This is a genomic window from Enterobacter sp. 22452, from assembly GCF_052045065.1.
Classification (GTDB): domain Bacteria; phylum Pseudomonadota; class Gammaproteobacteria; order Enterobacterales; family Enterobacteriaceae; genus Enterobacter; species Enterobacter mori.
This window is the reverse complement of record NZ_JBQEOB010000002.1, coordinates 24,225-43,204: the sequence shown is the minus strand read 5'-3', so window position 1 is coordinate 43,204 and position 18,980 is coordinate 24,225. Positions and strand designations below refer to the sequence as shown.

Genomic DNA, 18,980 nt, shown 5'->3' with positions numbered 1-18,980 from the left:
ACTGAAAAATGGCCAATCCCATAAGCGCATACCGTCACCTCGACGTTAAAATGTCCAGGTGATGGCCGCAGTTGCAGCCCCCTCATTTCGCCGCATCACGATCGGGCTGTCATTCGCATGGTCGCCAAGCCAGGTATAGTCCGCGCTCAGGACCGTTCCCCAGTGGGCATCGAACTGATGGCTCCAGGTCAGACTGGTGTCGACGCCATAAAATCCACCCGGCGCTGAATAGCGGCGATATCCGGTGCGGCGACTCTGCTGCTCGCTGACCCCATACCAGGTATTCAGATAACGGCTGTCGCCAAACAGGGCCGCAGACTGAAAGGCGACCGTGTCCTGGTTATTTTGTACAGGGATTAGCGTAACGGAGGCCTGATAGCTTCCTCCCTGGCTGTCCGTTAACGGCAGCGTCGCTTTGCCTTCCACACTCAGCCAGGGCGCGGCCTGCCAGCCCACGGCAAGGCCGGTATTCAGGGTGGCATCAATGTTCCCCATTCCTTTCAGATTGTTTGCACCCTCACGCCAGTCAGAATTTTTATCAGCCCTTCCGAAGTCGTAGCCCAGCGTGTGTTCGAAATACCAACCGCTGTCGTTTTGCAGGTCATATCCCAGCCCTTTTTGCGCATCAATAAAGAAAGCGCCTTTGCGACCCTGCAGCACAGGAACCACCTGCCACACCTGCTTGTCTGAGCCTGAGTAACGCGGGGCATACTGTCCCCCCAGCCCGACGGTTAAGGAATCGGACGCAGAGCCATCATCCGCCTGCGCGCCGGATGCCACGACCATCAGAAGCGGGACGGACATATACAGGACTTTTTTTATCGCTATCATACTGCTCTCCATACAGACGCTGGCGTCTCCTGATTCAGGGACGGCCACACAATGTTGGCGCAGTATGATTTGGCTGAATCAATGAATCGTCGGGATAGTGTTAAGAAACGGTCAAGGTGAACGGATGTTGTCCAGAAAAGTACTGATTATTGAAGATGACGCCGATGCGGCTGGCGTGCTCGAAGCCTATTTACGGCGTGAAAATTACGACGTGATCATTACCGGAGACGGTCTTTCCGGGCTGGAGATGGCGCAGCGGTGGAAGCCCGACCTCATCCTGCTGGATGTGATGCTGCCGGGGCTTAACGGCACCGAGGTGCTTGCCGGCCTGCGTCGTAAAAGCGATGTGCCGGTGATCATGGTCACGGCCATGGGGGATACCCCCGACCGTATTGGCGCCCTGCGGTACGGTGCCGATGATTACGTTGTGAAGCCTTATCATCCGGGAGAAGTCGTGGCTCGGGTGCAGGCTGTTCTGCGGCGCAGCAGTAAAAAAGAGACAGACGAAGCGATCCTTCGCTGGCAAACGCTGGAGGTGGATGTCGCCGCCATTGTGGCGAGCGTGAATAACGGCGACGACACGCCTGTGATGCTCGATCTTACGCCAACGGAATTCTCACTTCTGGCAACGCTGCTGCGTTCTCCTGCACACCCGTTTTCCCGCCAGTATTTACTGGAACACTGTTTGCCGGAAAGCGAGGCGCTGGAGCGCGTGGTGGACACCCATATTTATAACCTGCGTAAAAAACTCGAAGCGGTGGGTATTTCCGGCGTGCTGATCAACGTTCGCGGCGTGGGTTACAGGTTCAGACAACCATGATAAAAAACCGGCACTCCTCTCTGTGGCGCTGGATTTGCGCGCGTATCCTGGCGCTGGCCATCGGCAGCGTGATCGTCATTGCCGCCTGCATGTGGCTACGTTATGCGGTACAGAACTACTGGATAATGGGCAGGATGCCGCCGGCGGTCCGACAGGAGTTTCTTACGCTCAGCCAGAACCCGCAGGCCAATCCGGCCCGCTTCCACACGATTGTGGACACCTGGTGGGGTCTGAGCTATTCCACGCCGTCTATCGCCTCCGCCGACTGGGTCACGGTGGCGCTGCTGGTGCTGGTGATGATCCCGTTTATTGTGGTGATGGGGCTAAAACACGCCCGGCCGCTGGCGCTGCAGTTCAGCCGCCTTCGCGATGCGGCAAAGTATGTCGCCGAAGGGCAGTTTGGCCGTCAGGCGGAACTTATCAAAGATGCCCCGGCGGAAATGGTCAGCTTTGCGACCGACTTTAACTCCATGACGGGGCAACTCGCCCGCTATGAAAAAGAGCTGCGCGCCTCACACGTCGCGATGGCGCACGAGCTGCGCTCGCCCCTGACGGCCGCCATCGGGCGTCTGCAGGGCATGTTAGACGGCGTGTTTGATGCCAGCCCCGCGCAGCTGGAAATGGTGATGAAACAACTCCAGCACCTCAACCGCCTCACCGATGAGCTCCACCTTCTCTCGTTGGCCGACGCGGGTAATCTCGTGCTGGAGGACCAGTCGTTCTGTCTGGATGAGCTGATTCAGGAGCGGGCAGCCTGGATCATGCCCCAGGCGGATGCGCATCATTTCCGGATAACGCTGCGTAACCCGCGTACCTGCCCCTTCAGAGGCGATGCGTTCCGTCTGGGACAGGTCGTGACCATCCTCATGGAAAATGCACTACGTTACGGGCGCGATGGCGGCCACCTTGAGGTGGCGCTGCACTACGCCAGCGGGCATTACACCCTTGAATTTACCGATGACGGGCCGGGCGTATCGCCCCAGTTCTTACCGGAAATGTTTAAACGTTTTAGCCGCGAGGAGCAGTCCCGCGCGCGGCATTCCGGCGGCAGCGGCCTCGGTTTGTCCATCGCGCGGGCGATTTGTCAGGCGCATGGGGGTGAGATTAGCGCGTCATTACCGGAAACCGGCGGCCTCGCCGTGCGCATTTTGTTGCCCTGGCATCTGTCCGATAATGAAAATCTCCACTCTTGATAAAGCCTTGACACAACATCGAATCTTTCTCGACTTACCGCGCATTTAATAACGCCATTACCTTTATGGAGCGGCGTTATGTCAGACGAATTATTTCTCTCCCTCCGCCACTGCCTGCATCATTTGTACGGCGTGGCGCGCACCCTTTCATGGCTGTATTTTCTTCCCCTGGCGCTGCTTGCGCTGGCGATTTTTCCGCTGACCGGCTGCGGTGATAAACACGAAAATAAGCCCGACCCTGTGCGAGCGGTACGCTACGTCGTCGTCGGGGCCGCCCAAACGCTTCCCGCGCTGGAAAGAACCGGTGAGATCCATGCCCACGATGAAACGACCCTGAGCTTTCGTACCGGGGGCCGGATACTAACGCGCAGCGTTGATATTGGCGACCGGGTCACTGCCGGACAGCTGCTGGCCACGCTTGACAACACGACCGGGCAAAACCAGCTCGACAGCGCAGCGGCCGACTATGAAGGCGCTAAAGCTTCTGCGCAGGTCGCCGCACTTAACGTCAGTCGAATGCAAAAGCTCATGCCAACGGGTGCGATAGCCCGCACGCAGTTCGACAGCGCCCGTGCGGACTGGCTTGTCGCCAGCGCGCGCTTAAAAAGCAGCGAGGCCGCGTGGCGAAATGCCCGAGAAAGCCTCGGCTGGACGCGCCTGATCGCGCCACAAGCTGGCGTCATCACGGCCGTGAACGCCTCTGCGGGGCAGGTTGTCAGCGACGGTCAGTCCGTGCTGACGCTGGCGACCGGGGAAGATCGCGACGTGGTGTTTGATATTGCCACCCCCGATGCGATCCCGCCTCTGGATAAGGCGGTTTTACAGGTTTATCTCCTCAGCGCCCCGTCGGTACAGGCGTCTGCCGTGCTGCGGGATATCACCCCGCAGGCCGATCCCCAGACCCGCACCTGGCGCGTCAGAGCCACCCTGCATAACCCACCAGCGGCCATGGCGCTGGGTGCCAGCGTCACCGTGACGTTGCCATCGTCAGCCCCGCACGGGTACACCCTTCCCGCCTCGGCGCTGAGCCGTGCAGGCGACAAACCGGCGGTTTTTGTGATTACCCCGCAGTCGCGGGCGCAACTGCGCGTGGTGGTGCCCGCCAGCTATACGGCCACCTCCGTCATGATTGCCTCCGGTCTTGAGCCGGGCGATCGGGTGATTACGGCGGGCGTGAGCACATTGCGGTCCGGCGAGCCGGTGATGGCCGGAGAGGTTCAGCCATGAACACAGGACCGGAAGCCAAATTTAACCTCTCCGCCTGGGCGCTGAAGAACCCGCAGATGGTCAGCTTTTTCATGCTGCTGGTGATTGCGATGGGCGTGTTCTGCTATGAGAAGCTGCCGCGTAACGAAGATCCGGCTTTCACCATTAAAACGGCCGTCGTCTCCGCGCAGTGGCCGGGAGCATCCGTGGCGGATACCACCCGCCTGCTGACCGATACGCTTGAAAAAAAGTTGCAGGAAACGCCCTGGCTGGATTATCTGGAAAGTGAAACCCGAGCCGGACGCACCGTTATCTATGTCAACCTCCGTGACGATACGCCCCCGCAGAGCGTGCCGGACATCTGGTATCAGGTTCGCAAAAAAATGCAGGACATCGCGCCGTCCCTGCCTGAAGGAGTGCAGGGCCCTGCTGTGGACGACGAGTTTGACGACACGTTCGGCACAATTTATGCCTTTATTCCCGAGGGTTTCACCCTGCGTGAGGTGCGGGATCGCGCAGAAACAATACGTCGAGAGCTTATGTCCCTGCCGGATATGGGCAAAACCACCCTGCTGGGTGAACAGCAGGAGCAGTGGGTTCTCGCCTTTTCTCCGGCACGCCTGGCCGGGATGGGGCTCGATATTCAGGCGGTTGCCGACGCTCTCCGCGCGCAGAACGCGGTTGTTCCGGCTGGCGTTATGCGTACCGGACGGGAGAACATGACGATAAAGGTCAGCGGGGCGCTCACGACCGAAGAGAGTTTACGTGCCGTCACGCTGCACGTTAACAATCGCTATATTCCGCTGACCGACATTGCCACCGTCACCCGGGAAATCGCCGAGCCACCGGCCCCGGCCTACCGGGTGAACGGCAAACCGGCGATCGGGCTGGCGGTGTCGATGGCGCCAACGGGCAACATGCTGCGTTTCGGTGCTGCGCTGAACGCCAGAATGGCGGCCCTCAGCGCCGGGCTTCCGCACGGCATAGAGATGGTAAAAGTCGCCGATCAGTCGGCGGTGGTCAGTGACGCGGTAAGTGGGTTTATCCGGGTGCTTATCGAAGCCGTTATTATCGTGCTGGCGGTTTCATTTGTCTCACTGGGTTTACGGGCCGGACTGGTGGTGGCGACGGCCATCCCGCTGGTGCTCGCCATGACGTTTGCCGGCATGATGCTCGCCGGCATCGGTCTTCAGCGTATCTCGCTCGGGGCGCTGATCATTGCCCTGGGGCTGCTGGTGGATGACGCCATGATCGCCGTCGAAACGATGGTCTCCCGGCTGGAAGCGGGTGATTCCCGTCGGCATGCGGCCACCCATGCATTCAAAACGACGGCCTTCCCGATGCTCACCGGTACTCTGGTGATGATTGCCGGTTTTATTCCCGTTGGTTTTGCGGCCTCCAGCGCCGGTGAATACTGTTTTTCCCTGTTTGCGGTGGTGCTTATTGCCCTGCTCTGTTCCTGGGCTGTCGCGATCCTGTTTTCACCACTGACGGGCACGTGGCTGCTGCCGGAAAAAGTCAGACATCACGCGGCGGGACCCGGAAGGATCGCGCGCGGGTACGGACGGCTTATACGCCTGGCACTGCGTCACCGAGTCGCTACCCTGCTGTTCGCCCTTTCCGCACTGGGGCTGTCCGTGTACGGCACGACGTTTATGCAGGGCGAGTTTTTCCCCGCTTCGGACCGGCCTGAGCTGCTGGTCAGCCTGACGCTTCCGGCCAACGCGTCGCAGCCGGAAACGTTAAGAGAGGTGGAAAAGCTGGAAAAGGCGCTGGTCGGCAACGGCAACATCAATCACTATTCGACGTACATTGGGTCGGGCGCCATCCGTTTTTACCTGCCGATGGACGTGCTGCTGGAAAATGAAAATATCGCCCAGATGGTAGTGGTGGCTAAGGATCTTGAGGCGCGGGATCGTCTGCATACGCAGCTCAACAGGATCCTGGCGACGCAGTTTAGCGACATCACCACGCGCGTGTCGCCCCTTGAGCTGGGGCCGCCCGTCGGCTGGCCAATCAAATACCGGGTGAGCGGTCCTGATTATCTGCAGGTTCGGGCGTTTGCGAACCGTCTCACGGACGCGATTGGGCAGTCCCCGTTCTCACGTGACGTGAACCAGACGGCCGGAGAGCCGGAGAGGGTCATTACCCTTAAGGTGAATCAGACGGCGGCCAGGGCGGCGGGCATATCGTCAGAAAGCCTCGCCCGTACGCTGAACACCGTCTGGTCCGGCAGCGTGGTCACCTCCATCAGGGATAATGACCGCCTTGTCGACGTGGTGCTCCGGGCCACGGACAATGCACGTCACAGCACCGCTACCCTTTCCTCGCTCACGATTCAGGGGAATGACGGTAAAAAAATTCCGCTCAGCGCCGTCGCGACGCCGGTGTGGGGCGTGGACGATCCGGTCATCTGGCGTCGGCAGCGCGTACCCTTTATCACGGTGCAAACGGATCTGGCCCCGGGGCTAAAGGCTGAAGCGGTATCCACGGCGCTGCGTCCGGCGGTCGACAAGCTGCGCGCGAGCCTGCCCGCAGGTTACAGCATTGAAGAAGGCGGCGCGGTCGCCGAATCGGATAAGGGGAACAGCTCCGTCTTTACCGTTCTTCCGGTGACGCTGGTCATCATGCTGTTGCTGCTGATGCTTCAGCTACGGCGCTACTCCCGGATGCTGCTGGCACTCCTGATGGCCCCGTTTGGCTTACCGGGGATCGTGCTGGCTATGCTGCCCGGCGGAACGCCGATGGGGTTTGTCGCGCTGCTGGGCGTCATCGCCCTGGCGGGGATGATCGTGCGTAACGCGGTGATATTGATTAGCGAGGTTGACAGCAATCTTGCTCAGGGGATGGCAAACGATGCCGCAATTATGGCGGCTGCGGAGCACCGGGCCAGACCCATCTGTCTGACCGCCTGTGCCGCCATTCTGGGCATGATCCCCATTTCTCATCAGGTCTTCTGGGGACCAATGGCCTATGCCATCATCGGCGGGCTGCTGGTTGCGACGCTGGTGACGCTGACCGTGTTACCCGCGTCGTTTAGCCTGCTGTTACAGTGGGGGGCTCAGCGCAAAGCCGCAGCCGACGGGCCGGGCTGAGTCCCCTCTTTCTCCGATTACGCGGCGGTCAGCGCAAAACGGTCTTTCAGGACATGGCGGATTTCCTCCTCCGCCAGCTGCCGCGTTTCAGTGCCGTTCGCCGTGATGGTTTTCAGCATATCGCCCAGCAAAATCTGCCGTCCCTCCGGGCTGTGCTGTACCACCACCCGCTTCTGCACAAAGATCGCCTCCGGGTGCGTGGAGTTAAGGTAGTTGGCCGGGACGAAATCAATCCATTCCTGAGGCGTGAGATCGAAGCCGTATTGATTAGCCCATTCCCCCTCCACCTTCGCCTGAAGCAGGTACTCGCCCTCCGCGCTGCGGCTCAGTCGGAACGTGTCGAAATCCTGCGTGATTTCCACATCAAGCGTGTCCAGCGCCATCGGCGCGCGAATGCCGTAGCTGCCGAACCCGAGGTCGCAAAGCCACTGTCGGCTCTCCACCTCAGCGATGAGCGCCATATGGGTTTTCGGCCGCCGCACTGGGTAGAACATCGGGCGCGCCGCCACGAAACGGTAAGGTATCCCTAACGCCGCCAGCGCCATGGCAAAAAGCCCGTTCACCTCATAGCAATAGCCGCCGCGCCCCTGCGATAGCACCTTATCGGCAATGTCGTCTGGCACCAGAGAGACAACTTTGCCCGCCTGTACATCCAGATTTTCAAACGGGACTGAAAAGAACTGATGACGCATAAGAGCATGCAGGGTAGCCGTGTCGGCACCCGCCGGTCCGGTATAGTTTATGCGTTTGAAATAGGTGGAAATGTTGAAGTTTTCGCTGTGCATAATGCCTCCTTGTCCTGAACATGTCGGACACTATAGATGGCGCACATCATTGGCTGTATAGTCAGTTTTATCGAAAATTAGCCTGAACAGATAACCATGTCTGCCCCGTCCCAGTCGTCCCCACACTATCGCCGAATTGCCGAGATGCTGCGCCTCACGCTGACGTCTGGCGCGCTGCGCGCCGGTGACCGGATGATCTCCGCGCGTAAACTGGCCGAACGCGAGCACGTTAGCCTTCCAACGGCGCTGGAGGCCCTTCGCTGCCTGGAAGCCGAAGGGCTGATCGTTGCGCGCCCGCGTTCAGGTTATTACATCCGCCAGACCAGCCTGCCTCCGCGCGTGGAGACTTCCCGTTCCCCGCCAGGTCCGGTGCCTGTCACCCTGTCCGCCGTGGCCCGGTCGCTGTTCAGCAGTGCAGAAGCCCGTCTGGTTCCGCTGGGTGCCGCCCTGCCCGATCCCGCGTGGCTGCCAGGAGATGCGCTACAGCGGGCGTTGCACTCTGCGAGTCGTCGTCTGGACGCGCATGGGCAGAGCTATAGCCTGCCTCCGGGAAGGGTTGATTTGCGCACCAGGATTGCCGCGCGTTCTGCGCAATGGGGAGCCCGTTTCGGCGCAGACGATCTCATTATCACCGCAGGCGCAACGCAGGCGCTGCGTCTGGCCCTTCGGGCCGTGTGTCAGCCGGGTGATGTCGTGGTGATTGAACAGCCCGCTTATTTTGGCACGCTCCTGCTGCTGGAGGATTTAGGCCTGAAGGCTTTAGCGATCCCCACCGATCCTGTGGAAGGCCTGCTGCTGGAACCGTTGGCGGTCGCCATTCGCTGCCACCAGCCCGCTGCCGTTCTGGCCTCTCCCACCGTGCAAAACCCGCTGGGTGCCAGCATGCCCGTCGCGCACAAGCAGGAACTGGTAGCCCTGCTTGAAGAGGCGGGTATTCCTTTGATTGAGGACGATGTTTACGGTGACCTGGTCGGTGACGGGCAGCGACCTCCGGCCTGTAAGGCATTCGACCAGAGCGGGAATGTGATTTACTGCAGTTCGCTGTCTAAAACGCTTGCGCCGGGCTGGCGAATCGGCTGGATTGCGCCAGGACGCTACCATTCGCAGGTTTTACAGGCCCGCATGGCCGGAGACTGGGCGGGCGCCCCGCTGCTGGAAGCCGCGGCGAGCGAGATGCTGGCAAGCGGCGACTACGATCGCCACCTGCGGCGGCTAAAGCGCCGGGTCGCAGAGGGTGTTTTAGCCGTCGTCGCACGAGTCGAAGCCAGCTTCCCTCCCGGTACGCGCGTTAGCGTACCCGCTGCCGGTTTCCTGCTGTGGGTAGAGCTGCCTCAGCAGGTCAACGCGCTGGAGGTGCATCGTCGCGCGCTGGCGCTGGGCATTGGCGTCAGCCCTGGCCCCCTGTTTTCCCCTGGCGCAGAGTTAACGCACTTTCTGCGGCTGAACTGCGCAAACGAACCCTCGCCCCGCCTGCTGAACGCCGTGGAACAGATTGGCGCGCTGTGTCATGAACTGGCTGCTTTCACACCAGACTCTCCAGCCACTCGGTAAAGACCCGCACCTTGCGGGAGAGGTGCCGGTGCGGGTAGAGAAGCGACAGTTTGCGGTCCGGGGAGCGATGTTCTGGTAGAACTTCAACCAGAAGACCGCGGTCAATGTAAGGCTGGAGAAAGAGATTCATTCCCTGCATTAACCCCAGCCCGGCCAGACCTGCTGCAATGTAGGCCTCGGAATTATCCACAACAAGCTTACCGGGCAGAGTAATCTCCGCGATGCCTTCTGGCGTCGTAAACGTCCACGGATGGATTTGTCTGCTGTTGTTATTCACCCAGTTGATGGCCTGATGTTGGTGTAAATCATCCAGCGTTTCTGGCGTGCCGTGTTGTGCCAGCCAGGCCGGACTGGCACAGGTCGTAATTTTGATGTTCCCCACTTTTCGCGCAATATAGTCGCCGTCGTCCAGTTCGCCCACCCGCAGCACGCAGTCAAGACCGTCCCGCAGCATATCCCGGCGGCGATCGGAGCTGCTCAGAATGATGTCGATCTCAGGATGCTGCCGATAAAAATCAGGCAGGTTCGGTATCACCTTCAGCACCGCAAAAGCGATGGGCATATCCACACGCAGCTGGCCGTGTATTGCCCGGTCAGCGCCAAACGACTCCAGCAATTCGTCCGCCTGCGCCAGCAGGGGTTTACTCCGGCGATAAAACGCATCGCCATCCGGCGTCAGGCTAATCCGACGCGTTGTTCGCTGCAGCAAACGCGTGCCGCTGTGCTGCTCCAGAAGCTGTAACGCTTTGGTGACCGCCGGGCGATGGATCTGCAGATTTTCCGCAGCCCTGGACAAGCTCCCCGACTCGACAATTTCAATAAAAATTCGAATAGATTCAAAGAGGTTTATGTTCATAAGGGACGCTCTTGCCGCGAGCAGGATAAAATTATTGTTATTAATTTTATAACAGTGATGAATCTTTTTGGCTATTTTTCCTAACAATTCTTCGCCCTACACTCTCCTCCATTCAAACGAGAGGGAGAACCCGCTATGAAAAATAATCGTATCTGTCAGATCCTGGGGATCGAAAAACCTGTTATTCAGGGGCCGTTATCCTGGCTCACTGATGCCCGTTTAGTTGCCGCAGTCAGCAATGCTAGCGGGCTCGGCGTGCTGGGACCCAATGCCGGTTTAACCGCGGACACCGCAGTTTCCACGCCGGAAGAGACCGCCGAAAAAATGCGCGAGGAGATTCGTAAAACCAAACGGCTGACCGAGAAACCCTTTGGCGTGAACCTGATCCCCACCGCCGTTAACGACGTCTGGACAGGGCCGATCCTTCAGGTGGTGAAAGAAGAAGGCGTCAGGGTTGTGGTGTATACGGGCTATGGGGAAGGCAGCATTATTCCGGCGCTGTTCAGCGAGTTAAAAGAGGCGGGTATCGCCATTATCTACCGCGATATCAACCCCACGCCGGAGAATACCCGCCTCGCAGAAGATGCGGGAGCAGACATTATTGTCGCCACCGGTTTTGATGAGGGCGGGACCTTACCCGCAACAGCGCTTGGCACCTTTTCCATCGTGCCGCTGATTGCCGATGCCGTGAAGCACATCCCGGTAATGGCCGCGGGCGGCATTACCGATAATCGCACCGCCAGAGCGGCGCATGCATTGGGTGCGGAAGGCGTGTTTGCCGGTTCGGTCTTTATCAGCACGGAAGAAAGCCGCGTGCCGCAGAGCGTCAAAGAGAAAATTGTTGCCGCCAACGGTCTCGACTTGCTGCTTTTTCGCACCGTACCCCATTACTACCGCTCTCTACCCGGCAAGCTGGCGGAAAAACTGGCGGCGATGGATAAAGCAGGCGCAAGCAACGAAGCGCTGGGCAAGGCGATGGGTGGATTACGGGGCCTGCGTCTTGGCATGCTCGAAGGCAACACCGATGAAGGCTATATCGCGCTCGGCACGGGGATTGGTAACATCCGCAGCGTGAAAAGCGTGGCCGAGATCGTCAATGCGTTAACAGTTGAGTAAGCCCTTAACTCTGATGCTATGGACGCTGCACAAGAGCGGCGTCCGCACATTGTCTGCGGTTGTTTTTCACAAATTGAGGATTGCGCGTTCTTTAACGACAGCGTCAGGATTGGCAGTTTTCACCGCAGCCAGAAAAGCCGTGAAGTTATGATTCCAGAGGGTGAGATTGTTATAAAACTGCACTTGCTTTTCATTAGCACCGTCACGGTAAATAACAATCCAGGCCCGTCTGCTATTTATCTCGGTATTCCCCGGCCCGATTTTAATGATATTAGCCAGCGCAATCTTGCGGGTGGCGTTGTTTTTAACTTCATATAAAAACTGGTCATCATAAAACCAGGTTTTACCTGCATTCCCGCCAAATAGTGAGGGGTTGGCAGAAATCTTTTTCATCCCGTTACGCTCTGAAATAATGCATTTTGCCTGGCGAATGCGTCTGACAAAAAATCTTAACAGTATGAAAAGCGCAATAAATGGCAGCGCGACTGATAGTAATTTTAAACTCTCGTGCATTCCTCTGCCCCGCTATACCTTTTATTAACGCGTGAGTATAACGCGCCGATCGTTGATGGCAACACCTCTTACGGCTTGCTCCCGTCCCCAAACATGTCGTAGTCAACACCAGCAACGCGCTGCTGCAGGCGGGCACGCTGGTACCGGTACTGCCTGAAATAATAAAGAAAACTAATTGTTCCCGCCGTAAACCACGTGCATTTTTTAACCGTAAGGAATAGAGTGTTTTTACTGTATCCCCTCTTTCTGGAGCACTTATGCCGGATTACTGTTTTTTCAAAAAAGGCCCAAACCTTATTGCGATCGAGAGCGCGAACACCGATGCGGCCGCTCAGCTCACCGCTCAGGGGTTTGAAAAACAGTTTGAGGAGATCGGCGCCATGGATGAAAAAGAGGCGCTGACCCGCCTTGCTGATATCCGTAAAAATAATGACATCGATCGCCATAACTTTCTGGCCGGAGCGGGCCAAATGCCGTGGATCGGCGTGCTGACGGCTGCGGCAACCTGGTTGACGCAAAAGAAATAACGCAACGCTCCTCTACTTCGCCACCGGCAAATCGGCATACCGCGTCGTATAGGCCGGTGACAGCATCTCGCGCTTCATCGCCCAGGATTTCTCAATCCCCTGCCCGGCGAACCATATCTTCCCTTTGCCGGAATGATTTACGCTGTCGATCATCTCCATCAGCGCTGCGCTGTTGGCGCGCAGTCGATTATCGTCAAACAAATTAAGCTGGGCGACGCCGCTGCTGAAAAAGTCCGCCAGCATGACTCCGGCTTTCATATAGCGATAGCCGTCGAGCCATATACGCCCCAGCGCCTCCGTGGCGGCGCGGATGATATCGCGCGAGTCATTGGTGGGCGTCATCAGGGTGACAGAAGCCTGATTACCATAATAAATTTCGTTGTCAGCGTGCGGGCTGGTGCGCACAAACACGCTGATAAAACGACAGTATTGATGCTCGCCGCGCAGTTTTTCCGCTGCGCGTTCCGCGTAGGCGCAAATGGCCTGGTGCATCTCTTCGTATTGCGTAATACGGTGTCCAAATGAACGGCTACAGATAATTTGCTGCCTGGTGGGGGTGAACTCTTCCAGATCAAGGCACGGCTCGCCGCGAAGCTCGCGCGCCGTACGTTCCATTACCACGTTAAAATGTTTGCGAATGACCCAGGATGACGCTTCCGCCAGTTCCAGCGCCGTGGTAATGCCCATCGCGTTCAGTTTTTTCGTAATGCGCCGTCCTACCCCCCACACCTCCTCTACCGGAACCTTTTCCAGCAGTTTACGCTGCCGCTCGCGGCCTGAGAGATCGACCACGCCGCCCGTGCTGGCCCAGCGCTTCGCCGCATAGTTAGCCAGCTTGGCCAGCGTTTTTGTCGGAGCAATACCGACGCCAACGGTTAAGCCCGTATTTTTAAAGACCTGCGTGCGCATCTGGTGACCAAACGCTTCCAGCGACATGCAGTTACTGACCCCTGACACGTTCACGAACGCCTCGTCAATCGAGTAAATCTCTATTGCCGGGGCGAGATCGGTCAGCGTCTGCATCACCCGACTGCTGAGATCGGCATACAGCGCATAGTTCGAGCTAAAGACGTAAACCCGTGACGGATAGCCTTTCTCTTTGAACTTAAAATACGGCTCACCCATTTTTATGCCGAACTGCTTTGCCTCTCGCGACAGTGAAATAATGCAGCCGTCGTTATTGGACACCACCACGATGGGCTTCCCTTCCAGATCGGGGCGGAACACCTTCTCGCAGGAAGCATAGAAGCTGTTCACATCAACCAGCGCGAACATGTTTATGCGTTTTGAGCGTGTGGGTGACGACGCCGAAGATCTGCAGCTCCTCTTCGGACTGAAAGGCGATCGGCTGATAGCGGACATTATGTGGCAATAGCCTCAGAACCGGGCGGGTCTGTAGCTCTTTCACCGTAAACTCACCGGCAACCGATGCCACGACGATATCCCCATGTTCGGCATTTAACGAACGATCCACCACCAGCAGATCGCCATCGCTAATTCCCGCCCCAATCATGGAGTCTCCGCTCACCTTGATAAAATAGGTCGCACTGGGGTGTCTCACTGCCAGCCGGTTAAGATCGAGACGATCCTCCACGTAATCCTGCGCCGGGCTTGGGAAACCACAGGCGACGCGTTCTAAAAATAACGGTAATTCAATGACTTGTTTTGGGTGATAAGAAAAGAGAGTGTCCATAATGCCTTTCTCGCCAGATACTGTATATAAATACAGTATTACGGATTATGGACAAGGATCAAGGTGATTTCCGGAGGCGAACCCAAACGCGTTGAAGTTTGAGCGGATTTAATTTACCCATAGCCTGTACAAGTCACTCCACCATGACCTTCACCTTGGGTTTAGACAGCAAAATATGGATAAGCCCGGTAAAGGCGACCGGTCTAAAGAAGTAGTATCCCTGCTGGTATACGATGTTATTCCGGTTGAGATAGTCTAACTGCGCTTTCGTCTCAACGCCTTCCGCCACAATGCTGATGGAGAGCTTACGCGCTAAATCCAATACGCAATCGAGGATCCGGGTGGAGTCCTCGTGTTCATTGACTCTGCTGACGAAACTGTGGTCAATCTTGATGTAATCGATATGCAGATCGTGCAGATAAGAGAGCCCGGAATAGCCGGTCCCAAAGTCATCCAGAGCAATAGCAAAACCATTCTCATGGAGCACGTTCAGGGTCTGCACGAGGCGTTCATCAATATCCAGCGGCTCTCGCTCTGTCACCTCAATCACATGGTTTAAATCCTTTCTGACGAAGCTATTTTTATATTTCAGGCATTCGTCCACGAAGCCAGGCATCGCGATATGGGAAGCGCTGAAGTTAATCCCGATATGAAAACCTTCCGGAAGTTTACTGGAAATGGCATTCATTTGCGTCACCACCTGCGCCATCAGGCTTTGCGTGAGGGAAACAATCAGCCCCGATTTTTCAGCAATCGGAATGAATGCGCCGGGTGAAATATAACCCGCTTTGGTGTGTTTCCATCTTGCCAGAACCTCCACGCCCCGCAGCGTCCCCTCCCTGCCGTTAACCACGGGCTGGTAAAACGGAATGATTTCTCTCTTCGCAATCGCACTGCGAAGTGATTCTTCAGGAAGCGTGTGTTTGTTCAGGTACTTATACAGAACATAAGCCGCGATACCGGCAACCAGCAGTACGAAAAGGAGTATGCCGCCCCCCTGACGAAGCAGCCGTTGCGGGCTGAAAAAAGGCGCAGGGTTGTATCGGATGCTATAGGCGTATTGTTCAGAGTAAACCTGTCTGGCCTGACGTTCGCCGGGAGACGTGACGTGCAGTTCGCCAGAGGCGTCAATTGCGCTCCCGCCTACCGCTAATGAATAATTCACGTGCTTTAACGGCGTGCTTAACGCATCCCGGATATGGCGATCGCTGATCGTCACGATAATACGGTTTTCTGCAAACCGGGTCTGAAAGAGCAAAACCGGCTGCCCGTTTACCGTATCGCTTGCCGGAACAAGAAATAAGGGAGTATCGGGTAATGTATTAATATGCCGCAATAACACGCGATTTCCCGGCAGAGAGGAACACCAGGGCTGCCCCTGCCTGATGATGACGATGGTTCTGAGATGTGGCTGAAGCGCTGCCTCCGTACCCAGTTGATACTGGCCTTCTGCATCGCACCCCTTGACGATAATTTCCGTCGCCGTTCGGGCGGCAACGCGCGCCTCGTCAAGAATGTCATTGATATCGCTTATAGCGTATCGGGCTCCCGACTGACTGTCGGCCCGTGCTGAATACCAGAGTTGAATATTGAGGATAGAAATACCCGCAATAAAAATGGCTACTGCTGCTGCGACAGGCACAAAAGTGTTACGCATCAACGTATCTACCCTACAGGGTTATTATTATAAATAGCATGGTCGACAATAATAAAAATAACCATGTTATCTTTAAATTTATGACTTAATGATGACTTATCGCGAGAGTCCAAATGAATCAATCACTATAAAAACACTAGTGATTGACTTTAAATGTAGACTAATGCATATTTTACAGCACGAATTAACAAGACTTTTTGGAGGACGTTTTCTATGCCAGCCCGTGATTATCCCGACAAACGCGTTGCTCGCGGTTTAGCAAAGGAGGCCGATCTCAGGATGTTGAGCGCCCGCATCGATCCCGACCTGATGGAGTACATCAGAACCACCGCCTATGAAACCCGCAAAAGTAAGCAAGAGATAGTGGCGGAAGCGTTAGCGCTTCACCGGCAGAATAACCAGATGACGCCTGCGGTAGACTAAGCCAGGGCTTGATCTGGCAGGCGGTATTCTGTTTTCGCTTAATCCACCAGTGAATTCAGCGTGTCCAGCGCGTCCGGCGGTAATACCAGATCCCCGGCGGCAAGGTTTTGCTGGAGATGCGCCACGGAGGACGTTCCGGGGATCAGCAGGATGTTCGGAGAACGTTGCAACAGCCACGCCAGCGCAACCTGCATTGCCGTTGCCCCCAGCGCATCCGCAACCGTCTGCAGCCCGGAAGATTGCAGCGGCGTGAAACCGCCCAGCGGGAAGAATGGCACCCAGGCAATCCCCTGCTGCGCAAGCGTATCCACCAGTGAATCATCACCGCGATTCACAATGTTGTACATGTTCTGCACGCACACCACGGACACCATTTTCTGCGCCTCGGCGACCTGAGAGGCAGTGACGTTGCTCAATCCAATATGGCGAACCAGTCCCTGCTGCTGTAGCTCCGCCAGCGTGGACAACGGTTCAGCGATCGATCCTTCCGCAGGACCGTGGGCGCTAAACATGATCCGCAGATTGACCACATCCAGTACGTCCAGCTGCAGGTTGCGCAGATTATCATGCACCGCCTGAGTCAGTTCCTGCGCGGAAAAGGCCGGGAGCCATGCACCTTTGTCGTCGCGGCGGGCGCCGATTTTGGTCACGATGGTCAGATCGTCCCGGTAAGGATGAAGCGCCTCGCGGATCAGCTGGTTAGTCACGTGCGGGCCGTAAAAATCGCTGGTATCGATATGATTCACGCCAGCGGCCACCGCTTCGCGGAGTACCTCCAGCGCGGCCTGCTTATCCTTCGGTGGGCCAAACACGCCCGGCCCGGCAAGCTGCATCGCGCCATAGCCCAGTCGTTTAACCGTTCGCGTGCCGAGCGCGTACGTTCCGCTTTTATCAATGCTGCTCATGTTGACCTTCCTCATAAAAATGATCCGGGTTTACAACAGGTTCCCGATCGGAGCCTTTAGTTAAGCACGAGTTAAATTAAAGTTTAAATTCTATACGACGATAGTATTGATGTACCTCTGCATCTCTCTAACGGACGACCGCTATGCTGAAAAATCTGCACGTAATTACCGGTATTATCTTTGCCCTCACCATATTCTGTCTGCTGCAAGTTGTCACGGGAGGGTTGTTCTACTCTGCCGTCAGCAACGATCGCCATAACTTCCAGAACTCCGGGGTGCTCAATGCCCAGCAGGAGAGCCTGAGCGACAGCGTCAATACGCTGATAAAAACGCGCGTTACCGTCACCCGCGTGGCGATCCGTTACCTGAAAAACCAGCGCGATCCTGCGTCCCTCGCGGCGATCAACAAGCTGTTAGGCACCGCCAATGACTCTCTGGCGAAAGCCGAAGCCTATAACAAAGAGTGGCAGAAAATGCCGCAGGTTAATGGCCAAAACGCGGCGTTAACCGAAGAGATGCAGAAATCCTGGAATCAAATGCACGAGGTGATGCGTCTGTCGATTGAGTATCTGCGCGCCGACAACTACCAGGCTTATGGCGATCTGGATGCCCAGCAGGCGCAGGACGGGATGGAAGCGGTCTATAACCGCTGGCGTGCCGAAAACAACACCCTGCTTAAAGCGGCGACACAAGAAAACCAGAGCAGCTTTACGCAGATGCAGTGGACGCTGGCAGGGATTTTCCTGGCCGTGATCGCCGTACTGGTCGTGATCTGGCAGGGTTTACAACACTTGCTGCTGAAACCGCTCAAAACCATCATGAACCACATCCGCACCATCGCGGGCGGCGATCTGACGCAAAACGTTGATATCTCTGGCCGCAATGAGATGGGACAGCTGGCGGCAGGCCTGCATGAGATGCAGCAGTCGCTGGTTAACACGGTCAGTGCCGTACGCGGGAGCACGGATTCGATCTATACCGGCGCGGGTGAAATTGCCGCCGGGAGCAACGACCTCTCGGCCCGTACCGAACAGCAGGCTGCCTCGCTGGAAGAGACGGCCGCCAGTATGGAAGAGCTGACCGCAACGGTTAAACAGAACTCCGATAACGCGCGTCAGGCTACGCTGCTGGCGAAAAATGCCTCTGAAACGGCCGCACGCGGCGGTCACGTCGTGGATAACGTGGTTCGCACGATGACCGAAATTGCCGACAGTTCGCAGCAAATCGCGCACATCACCGGCGTGATTGACAGCATCGCCTTCCAGACGAACATTCTGGCACTTAACGCGGCGGTGGAAGCCGCTCGCGCAGGAGAACAAGGTCGTGGATTTGCGGTTGTCGCCGGTGAAGTCCGTACGCTGGCGAGCCGCAGCGCCCAGGCGGCGAAGGAGATCAAAGGGCTGATTGAGAATTCCGTCAGCCGGGTCAACACCGGCTCTGAACAGGTGAGCGAGGCTGGTGCAACGATGAAAGAGATCGTCGCCGCAGTTACCCGCGTCACCGATATTATGGGCGAGATTTCATCAGCCTCTGACGAGCAGAGCCGCGGTATTGAGCAGGTGAGCCTGGCCGTATCGCAGATGGACAGCGTAACGCAGCAAAACGCCGCGCTGGTACAGGAATCCGCCACGGCCGCAGCGGCCCTGGAAGACCAGTCCGAGCAATTGCGTCAGGCCGTGGCCGCATTTCGCCTGAACGTACAGGAAAGCACCGCGCCGCGCCCCAAAAATGTGAAAACGCCACAGCTGTTGCGCCCGGCAACGGCCAGCGCGTCGGGCGATAATCACTGGGAAACGTTCTAAGCCGTAC

17 protein-coding genes are annotated in these 18,980 nt (G+C 57.1%); 9 read left to right on the top strand and 8 right to left on the bottom strand.

Going from position 1 to position 18,980, the window contains the following annotated elements; all coding sequences use genetic code 11:
* Positions 1 to 45: 45 nt before the first annotated feature.
* A complete protein-coding gene (locus ACTJJA_RS05465; RefSeq protein WP_440666633.1) occupies positions 46 to 831 on the bottom strand; it encodes a MipA/OmpV family protein in 786 nt (261 codons plus the stop codon).
* A 124-nt stretch (positions 832 to 955) separates the two neighbouring features.
* On the opposite strand from ACTJJA_RS05465, the gene ACTJJA_RS05460 reads away from it, so the two are divergent.
* The 4 genes from ACTJJA_RS05460 to ACTJJA_RS05445 all read left to right on the top strand — a co-directional run bounded on the left by ACTJJA_RS05460 (position 956) and on the right by ACTJJA_RS05445 (position 7,145).
* A complete protein-coding gene (locus ACTJJA_RS05460; protein WP_440666631.1) occupies positions 956 to 1,651 on the top strand; it encodes a response regulator in 696 nt (231 codons plus the stop codon).
* Positions 1,648 to 2,844: a sensor histidine kinase gene (locus tag ACTJJA_RS05455; protein ID WP_440666629.1), complete on the top strand. Its 1,197-nt coding sequence runs from the start codon at positions 1,648 to 1,650 to the stop codon at positions 2,842 to 2,844. The genes ACTJJA_RS05460 and ACTJJA_RS05455 overlap by 4 nt, the downstream gene beginning before the upstream one ends.
* A 78-nt stretch (positions 2,845 to 2,922) precedes the next feature.
* Positions 2,923 to 4,071: an efflux RND transporter periplasmic adaptor subunit gene (locus ACTJJA_RS05450; RefSeq protein ID WP_440666627.1), complete on the top strand. Its 1,149-nt coding sequence runs from the start codon at positions 2,923 to 2,925 to the stop codon at positions 4,069 to 4,071.
* Positions 4,068 to 7,145 (top strand): efflux RND transporter permease subunit, encoded by a 3,078-nt coding sequence (locus ACTJJA_RS05445; RefSeq protein WP_440666625.1) that lies wholly within the window; start codon positions 4,068 to 4,070, stop codon positions 7,143 to 7,145. Before ACTJJA_RS05450 ends, ACTJJA_RS05445 begins: the two co-directional genes overlap by 4 nt.
* 17 nt (positions 7,146 to 7,162) lie before the next feature.
* Here the strand turns inward: ACTJJA_RS05445 and ACTJJA_RS05440 are convergent, their stop codons facing one another.
* Positions 7,163 to 7,930, bottom strand: coding sequence for an arylamine N-acetyltransferase family protein (locus ACTJJA_RS05440; protein ID WP_440666623.1), 768 nt, complete (start codon positions 7,928 to 7,930; stop codon positions 7,163 to 7,165).
* 96 nt (positions 7,931 to 8,026) lie between these two features.
* Here ACTJJA_RS05440 and ACTJJA_RS05435 point away from each other — a divergent pair, with 96 nt between their 5' ends.
* A complete protein-coding gene (locus tag ACTJJA_RS05435) occupies positions 8,027 to 9,481 on the top strand; it encodes a PLP-dependent aminotransferase family protein (RefSeq protein ID WP_440666621.1) in 1,455 nt (484 codons plus the stop codon).
* Here ACTJJA_RS05435 and ACTJJA_RS05430 read toward each other — a convergent pair.
* The gene (locus ACTJJA_RS05430) at positions 9,453 to 10,337 is read right to left on the bottom strand and encodes a LysR family transcriptional regulator (RefSeq protein WP_420986473.1); all 885 of its coding nucleotides are present in this window, start codon (positions 10,335 to 10,337) and stop codon (positions 9,453 to 9,455) included. The genes ACTJJA_RS05435 and ACTJJA_RS05430 overlap by 29 nt on opposite strands.
* Before the next feature lie 135 nt (positions 10,338 to 10,472).
* Between ACTJJA_RS05430 and ACTJJA_RS05425 the strand changes: the two genes are divergently transcribed.
* Positions 10,473 to 11,453, top strand: a complete 981-nt coding sequence (locus ACTJJA_RS05425; RefSeq protein ID WP_440666619.1) for an NAD(P)H-dependent flavin oxidoreductase — start codon at positions 10,473 to 10,475, stop codon at positions 11,451 to 11,453.
* 66 nt (positions 11,454 to 11,519) lie between these two features.
* On the opposite strand, the gene ACTJJA_RS05420 is transcribed toward ACTJJA_RS05425, so the two are convergent.
* Complete coding sequence (locus ACTJJA_RS05420) at positions 11,520 to 11,966, bottom strand: hypothetical protein (RefSeq protein WP_440666617.1); 447 nt, start codon at positions 11,964 to 11,966, stop codon at positions 11,520 to 11,522.
* A gap of 257 nt (positions 11,967 to 12,223) precedes the next feature.
* Between ACTJJA_RS05420 and ACTJJA_RS05415 the strand changes: the two genes are divergently transcribed.
* Positions 12,224 to 12,493, top strand: coding sequence for a hypothetical protein (locus ACTJJA_RS05415; RefSeq protein WP_238460798.1), 270 nt, complete (start codon positions 12,224 to 12,226; stop codon positions 12,491 to 12,493).
* 12 nt (positions 12,494 to 12,505) lie between these two features.
* Here ACTJJA_RS05415 and umuC read toward each other — a convergent pair whose 3' ends face one another.
* The 3 genes from umuC to ACTJJA_RS05400 all read right to left on the bottom strand — a co-directional run bounded on the left by umuC (position 12,506) and on the right by ACTJJA_RS05400 (position 15,843).
* Positions 12,506 to 13,768 carry a translesion error-prone DNA polymerase V subunit UmuC gene (gene umuC, locus ACTJJA_RS05410; RefSeq protein WP_440666615.1) on the bottom strand — a complete coding sequence of 421 codons (1,263 nt, stop codon included), beginning with the start codon at positions 13,766 to 13,768 and terminating at the stop codon, positions 12,506 to 12,508.
* The gene (umuD, locus tag ACTJJA_RS05405; protein ID WP_010430481.1) at positions 13,752 to 14,186 is read right to left on the bottom strand and encodes a translesion error-prone DNA polymerase V autoproteolytic subunit; all 435 of its coding nucleotides are present in this window, start codon (positions 14,184 to 14,186) and stop codon (positions 13,752 to 13,754) included. Before umuD ends, umuC begins: the two co-directional genes overlap by 17 nt.
* 133 nt (positions 14,187 to 14,319) lie before the next feature.
* Positions 14,320 to 15,843: an EAL domain-containing protein gene (locus ACTJJA_RS05400; RefSeq protein ID WP_440666613.1), complete on the bottom strand. Its 1,524-nt coding sequence runs from the start codon at positions 15,841 to 15,843 to the stop codon at positions 14,320 to 14,322.
* 213 nt (positions 15,844 to 16,056) lie between these two features.
* Here ACTJJA_RS05400 and ACTJJA_RS05395 point away from each other — a divergent pair, with 213 nt between their 5' ends.
* Positions 16,057 to 16,266 (top strand): hypothetical protein, encoded by a 210-nt coding sequence (locus ACTJJA_RS05395; protein WP_440666611.1) that lies wholly within the window; start codon positions 16,057 to 16,059, stop codon positions 16,264 to 16,266.
* Between the two features lie 38 nt (positions 16,267 to 16,304).
* Here the strand turns inward: ACTJJA_RS05395 and ACTJJA_RS05390 are convergent, their stop codons facing one another.
* On the bottom strand, positions 16,305 to 17,171 hold the full coding sequence (locus ACTJJA_RS05390) for an aldo/keto reductase family oxidoreductase (RefSeq protein ID WP_109080938.1): 867 nt from the start codon (positions 17,169 to 17,171) through the stop codon (positions 16,305 to 16,307).
* A gap of 143 nt (positions 17,172 to 17,314) precedes the next feature.
* On the opposite strand from ACTJJA_RS05390, the gene tcp reads away from it, so the two are divergent.
* Entirely contained in the window at positions 17,315 to 18,973 is a 1,659-nt protein-coding gene (tcp, locus tag ACTJJA_RS05385; RefSeq protein WP_420986441.1) for a methyl-accepting chemotaxis citrate transducer, read from the top strand.
* The last annotated feature ends 7 nt before the right edge of the window (positions 18,974 to 18,980 follow it).

Coding starts and splice junctions, on each gene's coding strand:
- ACTJJA_RS05465 (WP_440666633.1), bottom strand. CDS start 831: ATGATAGCGATAAAAAAAGTCCTGTATATGTCCGTCCCGCTTCTGATG.
- ACTJJA_RS05460 (WP_440666631.1), top strand. CDS start 956: ATGTTGTCCAGAAAAGTACTGATTATTGAAGATGACGCCGATGCGGCT.
- ACTJJA_RS05455 (WP_440666629.1), top strand. CDS start 1,648: ATGATAAAAAACCGGCACTCCTCTCTGTGGCGCTGGATTTGCGCGCGT.
- ACTJJA_RS05450 (WP_440666627.1), top strand. CDS start 2,923: ATGTCAGACGAATTATTTCTCTCCCTCCGCCACTGCCTGCATCATTTG.
- ACTJJA_RS05445 (WP_440666625.1), top strand. CDS start 4,068: ATGAACACAGGACCGGAAGCCAAATTTAACCTCTCCGCCTGGGCGCTG.
- ACTJJA_RS05440 (WP_440666623.1), bottom strand. CDS start 7,930: ATGCACAGCGAAAACTTCAACATTTCCACCTATTTCAAACGCATAAAC.
- ACTJJA_RS05435 (WP_440666621.1), top strand. CDS start 8,027: ATGTCTGCCCCGTCCCAGTCGTCCCCACACTATCGCCGAATTGCCGAG.
- ACTJJA_RS05430 (WP_420986473.1), bottom strand. CDS start 10,337: ATGAACATAAACCTCTTTGAATCTATTCGAATTTTTATTGAAATTGTC.
- ACTJJA_RS05425 (WP_440666619.1), top strand. CDS start 10,473: ATGAAAAATAATCGTATCTGTCAGATCCTGGGGATCGAAAAACCTGTT.
- ACTJJA_RS05420 (WP_440666617.1), bottom strand. CDS start 11,966: ATGCACGAGAGTTTAAAATTACTATCAGTCGCGCTGCCATTTATTGCG.
- ACTJJA_RS05415 (WP_238460798.1), top strand. CDS start 12,224: ATGCCGGATTACTGTTTTTTCAAAAAAGGCCCAAACCTTATTGCGATC.
- umuC (WP_440666615.1), bottom strand. CDS start 13,768: ATGTTCGCGCTGGTTGATGTGAACAGCTTCTATGCTTCCTGCGAGAAG.
- umuD (WP_010430481.1), bottom strand. CDS start 14,186: ATGGACACTCTCTTTTCTTATCACCCAAAACAAGTCATTGAATTACCG.
- ACTJJA_RS05400 (WP_440666613.1), bottom strand. CDS start 15,843: ATGCGTAACACTTTTGTGCCTGTCGCAGCAGCAGTAGCCATTTTTATT.
- ACTJJA_RS05395 (WP_440666611.1), top strand. CDS start 16,057: ATGCCAGCCCGTGATTATCCCGACAAACGCGTTGCTCGCGGTTTAGCA.
- ACTJJA_RS05390 (WP_109080938.1), bottom strand. CDS start 17,171: ATGAGCAGCATTGATAAAAGCGGAACGTACGCGCTCGGCACGCGAACG.
- tcp (WP_420986441.1), top strand. CDS start 17,315: ATGCTGAAAAATCTGCACGTAATTACCGGTATTATCTTTGCCCTCACC.